This window comes from Bacillus sp. JJ722 (genome assembly GCF_036963345.1).
Taxonomy (GTDB): domain Bacteria; phylum Bacillota; class Bacilli; order Bacillales; family DSM-1321; genus Bacillus_AD.
Map to the genome: position 1 here is coordinate 1 of NZ_JBALMO010000049.1, position 7,772 is coordinate 7,772.

The window sequence follows — 7,772 nt, forward strand, 5'->3', positions numbered from 1 at the left end:
TCTTGAAGATATTTCTCATTTAAGCTCTTCTCTAGCTCTTTGTTTTCTAAATTAGTGACTGCTGGTACTTTCAAATTAGCGTTATAGGTTTCATCATTGAAGTGATATTCTCTAAATGTAACTAATTTAACCAATTTACCTACAACTGGTACATCCGAAAGCGCATATGCGATCGTTGAACTTGTATTAACACTAGCTATAAACAAACTCGCTGCCACTAATACTCCAATAAGGATTTTCTTTGGTGTTTTTTTCTTATGTTGACGAATCGTTTGTTCAACAATACTTGATAGTTCTGCTGGAATTTCAATGTTATGATATTCTTTTTTCAATTCTTCTAATTTATTCATGTATTTTTCCCTCCGAGTGACTGGAATCCAGATCCATTCGTAACAGTTTTAATGCTCGATATAATCGAGTTTTTATGGTATTTGGATTTTCTTCAAGAATATGTGCAATCTCCTCAATCTTAAGGTCTTCAAAGAAACGAAGAATAATGATCATGCGATATGTATGAGGTAATGCCTCAACTGCTTCTCTTAAATCCATATCCTCATAGCTGTCTTCATTGCCATGTGCCATAAACTCAATCGTTTCATCTTCTACTAATTGCTCCCTCTTACGCTTTCTAATCATATCTATTGACGTATTAATAATAATTCGATAAAACCAGCTTTTTATAGCGGCTGATTCTTGAATATTCTGGATGGAACAAAGCCCTTTTCGAATCGATTCCTGGACGATATCTAAAGCATCTTGTTGATTTTTAACATAGCTATACGCAAATCGATATAAGCTTTGTTGGTTTTCTGTTACATAGGTTATAAAATCTCTTTCTATTTTCTTTTTGTAAAACATGTTATTACCTCTCTTGATACGTATCAATTTTGAAGACAATGCTAAGACGCAGCTGTCTGTAAAAAAGTTTTATAAAAAAAATAAAAATAAGATTTCTCTTATTTTTATTTTACTTCTTATTCATTTTTCTCCATTAACACTCTTAACATTCTCTCAGGATAATCTAAAAAAGATTTCGTTATTTGATAATGCTCCGTTTCTTTATATGATACTCGATGATAACCTTCTTTAATTTCGTAGATGATTGCATTTGGGTATGCCATTAAGATTGGTGAATGTGTAGCAATGATAAATTGACAACCTTGCTCAACAAGCTCATGTAATCTGGCAATCATCGTTAATTGACGGGATGGAGAAAGTGCCGCTTCAGGCTCATCCAAAATATAAATTCCTTCCCCTTTAAATTTATGTACTAATAATGACATGAACGATTCTCCATGAGATTGCTCATGAAGCGATACACCACCGTATTGATCAATTAGTTTTGGCCCACCATGCTCACGATCCAGTTCCTCAATATTAGTTGCTACATTATAGAAACTCTCTGCTCTTAGAAAGAATCCATCACGCGGTTTCATCACACCTTTCACTATAGTGACAAAATCATGTAGCTCTGAATGCGATTCATACGATGAAAAATTAAAATTTTTTGTACCTCCTTCAGGATTGAATCCATAAGATGTAGCAATCGCTTCTAGGATTGTCGATTTTCCACTTCCATTTTCTCCAACAATAAAGGTTACATTAGGATGTAACTTTAATTCAGATAAATATTGAACAGCTGGTAATGAAAATGGATACTTGGAAGTAGAAGGTATTAGGTTTCTCTTTAATTTTACACTTCTAATAAATTGATTAAAGTCAGTCAGTTCCATGAATTATTGAAATCTCCTCATCATTTTATTCGTCAATAGGCTCTTACATTTCTTTTTATATTACCTTATTTCTCTCTTGACAGTCATTGTAATTATATATATCTTATTAGTAGACCAACCGTTCAGTTTAGAAGTTATGGAGGCTAATATGGGAAAACAAAATGAAGGATCGTCTACAAAACTTAAAATTGCCAAAATAGCTGAAGAATTATTTTCTCAAAAAGGCTATGCAGCGACTTCGATGGAAGATATTACAATCGCATCAGGAAGTAGTAAAGGCAGCATTTATTACCACTTTAAGAGTAAAGAAAAACTCTTTATGTTTATTATAGAAACAACTGCAAATGAATGGAAAGAAGAATGGAACAAAATAGAAGTAACTTGCAAAACAAATATCGAGAAGCTATATGCTATTGCCGAGCACTATGTTAAAGATTTTCAAAACCCAATTTTTAAAGCTATGGAAGAATATGGTACGAGTGAAGTTGTAGATGAAGAAGCTACATCTGAATTATTAAATATTATTCGAAATCAATATTATGAATCATATGAAAAAATCATCATGGATGGAATGAAAACTGGTGAATTTATTGACGAAAATCCACGGGAGCTTATGTATATGCTTTTTGCTCTTCATAATGGCTTAGGTGTTGCGTATTATGAAATGGATTTTGATCAATTGAAAGCACTATATCGTAAAAGTATAGATCTTATATTAACTGGAATAGCTAAACGATAATTCTTAAACATAGGTCGGAGAATGTTCTGACCTAAAATTTTCACACATTTTATAAACCGAACGTTCAGGTTGTTTTTTACACTTTTGTAGACCGAACGTTCAGACTACTAATAAAGGAGACATGAGTAAATGAAAGACTTAATAAGAAATCGAATCTTTCTTATCATTTTAAGCTCCGATTTACTAGATCAAATGAGTATATGGATTCGAAATATGGCAATATTATATTTCGTTATCGAAAAAACAAACCAAAATCCTGTTGCTATTTCTGCAATAACCGTCATCGAATTTCTGCCAATGTTTTTATTCTCATTTATAGGAGGAACATTAGCTGACCGTTGGAATCCGAAGAAGACCATTATTAGCGGTGGACTATTAAGTATTGCTTCCATTCTGCTTATTATCACTTCGGTTTCACTTGGGTTTTGGCAAGCTATTTTCTTCGCTACATTCGTGTCAGCTATTGTTTCTCAGTTTTCACAACCTTCTTCTTCAAAAATCTTCAAAAGACATATACCTGAAGAACAAGTTAGCGTAGCACTAGGTTTATCACAAAGTTTGGGTTCCATATTTGTCATAATTGGACCAATAATTGGAACGACCGTTTATACACAATTTGGCATTTTGCCATCACTTTATCTATTAATAATCACCTTTGGTTTATCAACACTTATTACGTTGTTCTTACCGAAAGATGCTTCCTTTGTACCCGATAAGAATTCAACTGTTTTGTTAGAAATTAAAGAAGGTTTTAAGTATGTTTGGAGCAGCAATAATTTACGGAGAATTTGCTACATCTTTTTCTTCATCGGAATAGCGGGTGGTCTTATACAACCACTTGAAGTGTTTCTTGTAACAGATCGATTAGATTTACCGAAAGAAGCCTTACAATGGCTAACTTCCATTGCCGGTTTAGGAATGTTTATAGGAGGGATTATTGCCGCGATTATCGCTGAACGCATCAGTGGAAGAGCTGCTTTTGTATTCACGCTCATATTCATGTCCATCTCAACAATCTTAGAAGTATGGTCAACATGGTTTGTTTTAACAGCATCGCTAACTTTTTTAAGCTCATTCTTTGTAGCTTTTATACAAATCAAACTTAGTACATTGATGATTACGTACGTTGATGAAGCATTTATTAGTCGAACAAATGGTATTATTACACCAATCATGTTAGCTGCGATGCTAATTGGAAATGCTTTTTCAGGTGTAATAATGCAAGGCACTTCACTCTTTATCGTATATTTCATAGCTGCATTATTCACAGCATTAGCAAGCATCCCTTCTTTAGGGCTTTCGTTTTCAAAAAGTACGAAAAGGACCACAGCAGAATTAAGCTCATAGTTAGAAAGCTGACGATAAGTATTAATAAGTTTACTTTTCGTCAGCTTTTCTTTAGTCCATATATTTATAACCTATACTGTTTTTTCAGTAATCTTTGTTCTCTTTTTGTTTTTGTTTGACGCTCAGCAGTAAAAGTGTTATCATTCGGTATGTTTATTTAGAATTATCAAAAAATAAATATTTGTGGGAATAGGTTTCTTAATATGTATTAAGAATTAAAAGGGAAGTTTGGTGTAAATCCAACGCGGTCCCGCCACTGTATTAGAGTAGTTAGCACATGTATATCACTGATCGATATCGATTGGGAAGATTGTGACTAATGATGATCCTTAAGTCAGGAGACCTGCCTAATCCAACAACACTGTTTTTTACCTACGGAAGATAGGGAGGTGTTAGAATGAATAAACCTGTGCATACATATGGGCATTTCTAACTTTTTTCTAGGGGTAAGTTAGAGGTGCCTTTTTATTTTTATGTATTTGAAAAACAGGGAGATGAATATTTTGAAAACAAGTAATTTAGGTTATCCGCGTATTGGAGAAAATAGAGAATGGAAAAAAGCTCTAGAACAATATTGGGCTGGAAAAATTGATGAACAAAGCTTTGAACAATTAACAGAGAATGTATTGTTATCCAATCTTCAAAAACAAATCGAACAAGGAATTGATTTCATTCCAATAAATGACTTTAGCTATTACGACCATATGCTTGACACTGCTACAATGTTTGGTCTTGTACCACATCGCTATGGCCCTATAAGCGGTAACATACCATTATCTCAATATTTTTCAATGGCTAGAGGTAATCATACAGCTGTTGCCTCTGAAATGACAAAGTGGTTCAATACGAATTACCATTATATTATTCCAGAATTAAATAACCCAACATTTCAACTAGTTGAGAATAAGCCATTAAAGGCCTATCGAAAAGCGAAAGAAATGATTGGAGTGAAAGGAAAGCCTGTAATAGTAGGTCCCTATACATTCCTAAAGCTTTCTAAAGGATATGATGAAAACCAAATTCCAAGTATCCTATTACAACTTATTCCCTTATATCAGCAAGTTCTTAAAGAATTACAAGACGAAGGTGTCGAATGGGTACAAATCGATGAACCAATTCTTGTAACATCTATTACAAATAGTGAATGGAAAACCGTTCAATATATATATGAACAATTACATGAAGCTGCTCCTTCTTTAAATAAAATGCTTCAAACATATTTTGATGCAGTAGATGACTATGAATCAATCGTATCATTACCAGTACAAGGAATCGGATTAGATTTCGCTCATGGATTAAATCAAAACATAAAACATATCCAAACATTTGGTTTCCCAGTAAACAAAGTACTAGGTCTAGGCATCATAGATGGACGAAATATTTGGAAGGCTGATTTAAATAAGAAAAAAGACACCATAGATGCTATTTTGAATATAGTTGACACAGATAGAGTATGGATTCAGCCTTCTTGTAGTTTATTACATGTTCCAATTAACATAAAAAACGAATCAAAATTTGAAGAAACATTAAAGAATGCGCTAGCATTTGCAGATGAGAAATTACAAGAAATACAACTATTGAAAACTAGCTATGAAAATAATTCAAACAGTATTACAGAAGCTTTCGAACAAAATAGAAGAGATATAAAGATATTAAATATGGCCCCTGCTCGAAATAGATCAGATGTTCATTCAGCTGTTAAGAACATTACTTGTCAAGATTTCAAACGCAGTGAAAGCTTCGAACAAAGAAAAGTAATTCAACAAAAGTATTGGAAACTACCAGACTACCCAACTACAACAATTGGTAGCTTCCCACAATCAGTGAAAGTTCGTAATGCACGTCGTCAATTCAAAAATGGAGAATGGACTGATACTCAATATAATGAATTCATAGAATCCGAAATTGATAGATGGATTACAATTCAGGAAGAAATCGGATTAGATGTACTCGTACATGGTGAATTTGAACGCAATGACATGGTTGAATACTTTGGAGAAAAACTAACTGGTTTTGCTTTTAGCTCAAATGGTTGGGTACAATCATATGGCTCACGTTGTGTAAAACCTCCTGTTATATTCGGTGACGTAGCATTTAGTGAACCAATGACATTAAGGGAAAGTCTATATGCTAAAAGTTTAACTAATAAGCCCATGAAAGGAATGTTGACAGGTCCGGCTACAATTCTAAATTGGTCGTTTGTTCGTGATGATCTTTCTAGAAAAGAAGTATGTTTTCAAATCGCACTTGCTCTTAAAAAAGAAATTAAAATTCTAGAGAAGAATGATATAAAAATGATTCAAGTTGATGAGCCTGCATTACGTGAGGGTCTACCTCTTAAAAAAGAAGGTTGGCAAGAGTATTTAGATTGGGGAGTTCAATCCTTTTTATTAGCAACATCTTCTGTTGAAGCAACAACACAAATCCATACACATATGTGTTATTGCGATTTCAATCATTTCCTAGATGTTATTAGCAAACTAGATGCCGATATTATTTCTATCGAAACTTCTAGAAGTCACGGTGAGTTACTTCAATCATCACAACTGAAATCTTATGATAAAGGAATTGGCCTTGGCGTATATGATATTCATAGTCCAAGAGTTCCATCAGTAGAAGAAATTACAGATATTATTATAAAATACTCTGCTGCATTACCTAAGGATCAAATCTGGATCAACCCGGATTGTGGATTAAAAACAAGAAAAGAAGAAGAAACAATCGCATCTTTACAAAACATGGTGAAAGCAACAGAATACATTCGTAATAAAGAAGCTGTGAGTACAACTATATAATTAAGTAATTAAAGGAGTTAAAAATATTTAACTATGATTGCTATTGACGAAAACTCTAAAGCCGTACATGTTTCATCAATCTTTCCAATTACACAGGTAGAAAAAGTATAATATCAATTAGCCATGGAACGTTACCAAGCTAGAAAAAATATTAAAACATCCAAATAATCTAAGGGCTAGCTATGTTATATTTTTCTTTTATAACATAGCCCTTTAATATTCATTATTATCTTAGATTTCAATATAGATAAAACCTATTACTTTGAATCAAGTACGACACGTCCATTTAGCACCAAAAAAATTTGTAACTTTCACGACTCCGTTAAATAACTCTGTTCTTATTTGAACAGAATAAAAGTAAGGAGAAATAGTATGCGTGAGAAAAAAGTTCGTGGGATTAAACGTAAATCTACTAATATGATTAAACGAATTGAAGAAAAAACATTGAAGTTTCCAATAGAATTTTACAATGGTTATTGGTATCTGCATCTACCAGTTGCTGAAGACTTTATAAATTCCGTCAAAACTCCAAAAAAAATCAAACGACTCTGTATCCAAACAATGTTGGCTAGAGCTGAACATCTAATTGGAATGAAGCCAATTGACAAAGAAAAATATCGAGTAGTGGTTGCAGTTGATTTACCTGATTTGTGGGATTCGCAAATTATTGTATTTAAAGGTGACTCCCATTTTAAAGGTTTCTTTAATAGGAATGACGATTATCAAAAGTGGCTTCATCTAACTGAAGATAGAAACATTCAAACAGAATGGAGATTAGCTGTTCCTACAGATTTGCAAATATTAGGATTTAAAGAAGTGATTACAGATGAAGATGGATACCACTATGAAGGCGAAATTTGGTTTATAGGGGAATTACAATAAATGAAAGGGAAATCTAAATTCATATGTCCCTGTTCCTAATCAATAAACAACATTATTGTTTAACAGAGCCTAGCAAAAGTAAGGAAAATGGTTGGTTTTATTGGTTTAGATATCATTAAAAGATAAAAATATTTTATTTAGTAAGGAATACCAATAACCAGTTAATATTTAATTTGTGAAGAACTACACTTAAACTATTGGGAGCTTTAACGAAATAATGGGAGCTATTTTTAGCTCCTATTTCTATTGCAACAGACGGGCAGGTTAGTGGAAGAA

The 7,772-nt window shown here is 32.9% G+C and carries 6 protein-coding genes, 1 pseudogene and 1 riboswitch; of the genes and pseudogenes, 4 read left to right on the forward strand and 3 right to left on the reverse strand.

Going from position 1 to position 7,772, the window contains the following annotated elements; translation table 11 throughout:
- From V7014_RS08035 to V7014_RS08045, 3 genes and pseudogenes are all read right to left on the reverse strand, one after another.
- Window positions 1-350, reverse strand: a pseudogene (locus V7014_RS08035) (anti-sigma factor); the annotation flags it as partial.
- The gene (locus tag V7014_RS08040; protein ID WP_335505966.1) at window positions 343-858 is read right to left on the reverse strand and encodes an RNA polymerase sigma factor; all 516 of its coding nucleotides are present in this window, start codon (window positions 856-858) and stop codon (window positions 343-345) included. The gene V7014_RS08040 and the pseudogene V7014_RS08035, both read right to left, overlap by 8 nt.
- 116 nt (window positions 859-974) lie before the next feature.
- Entirely contained in the window at window positions 975-1,733 is a 759-nt protein-coding gene (locus V7014_RS08045) for an AAA family ATPase (protein ID WP_335505968.1), read from the reverse strand.
- Window positions 1,734-1,881: 148 nt separating this feature from the next.
- Between V7014_RS08045 and V7014_RS08050 the strand changes: the two genes are divergently transcribed.
- The 4 genes from V7014_RS08050 to V7014_RS08065 all read left to right on the forward strand — a co-directional run bounded on the left by V7014_RS08050 (window position 1,882) and on the right by V7014_RS08065 (window position 7,496).
- Window positions 1,882-2,472 (forward strand): TetR/AcrR family transcriptional regulator, encoded by a 591-nt coding sequence (locus V7014_RS08050; protein ID WP_335505970.1) that lies wholly within the window; start codon window positions 1,882-1,884, stop codon window positions 2,470-2,472.
- A 129-nt stretch (window positions 2,473-2,601) separates the two neighbouring features.
- Window positions 2,602-3,819, forward strand: coding sequence for an MFS transporter (locus V7014_RS08055; protein WP_335505971.1), 1,218 nt, complete (start codon window positions 2,602-2,604; stop codon window positions 3,817-3,819).
- A 174-nt stretch (window positions 3,820-3,993) separates the two neighbouring features.
- Window positions 3,994-4,184, forward strand: a riboswitch (cobalamin riboswitch).
- 129 nt (window positions 4,185-4,313) lie between these two features.
- Window positions 4,314-6,614, forward strand: coding sequence for a 5-methyltetrahydropteroyltriglutamate--homocysteine S-methyltransferase (gene metE, locus V7014_RS08060; RefSeq protein ID WP_335505973.1), 2,301 nt, complete (start codon window positions 4,314-4,316; stop codon window positions 6,612-6,614).
- 372 nt (window positions 6,615-6,986) lie between these two features.
- Complete coding sequence (locus V7014_RS08065) at window positions 6,987-7,496, forward strand: DUF3916 domain-containing protein (RefSeq protein WP_335505975.1); 510 nt, start codon at window positions 6,987-6,989, stop codon at window positions 7,494-7,496.
- Window positions 7,497-7,772 lie beyond the last annotated feature (276 nt).

Bases quoted from the DNA above. Each gene is read 5' to 3' on its own strand.
- V7014_RS08045 (WP_335505968.1), bottom strand. From the start codon at position 1,733: ATGGAACTGACTGACTTTAATCAATTTATTAGAAGTGTAAAATTAAAG.
- V7014_RS08040 (WP_335505966.1), bottom strand. From the start codon at position 858: ATGTTTTACAAAAAGAAAATAGAAAGAGATTTTATAACCTATGTAACA.
- V7014_RS08065 (WP_335505975.1), top strand. From the start codon at position 6,987: ATGCGTGAGAAAAAAGTTCGTGGGATTAAACGTAAATCTACTAATATG.
- metE (WP_335505973.1), top strand. From the start codon at position 4,314: ATGAATATTTTGAAAACAAGTAATTTAGGTTATCCGCGTATTGGAGAA.
- V7014_RS08055 (WP_335505971.1), top strand. From the start codon at position 2,602: ATGAAAGACTTAATAAGAAATCGAATCTTTCTTATCATTTTAAGCTCC.
- V7014_RS08050 (WP_335505970.1), top strand. From the start codon at position 1,882: ATGGGAAAACAAAATGAAGGATCGTCTACAAAACTTAAAATTGCCAAA.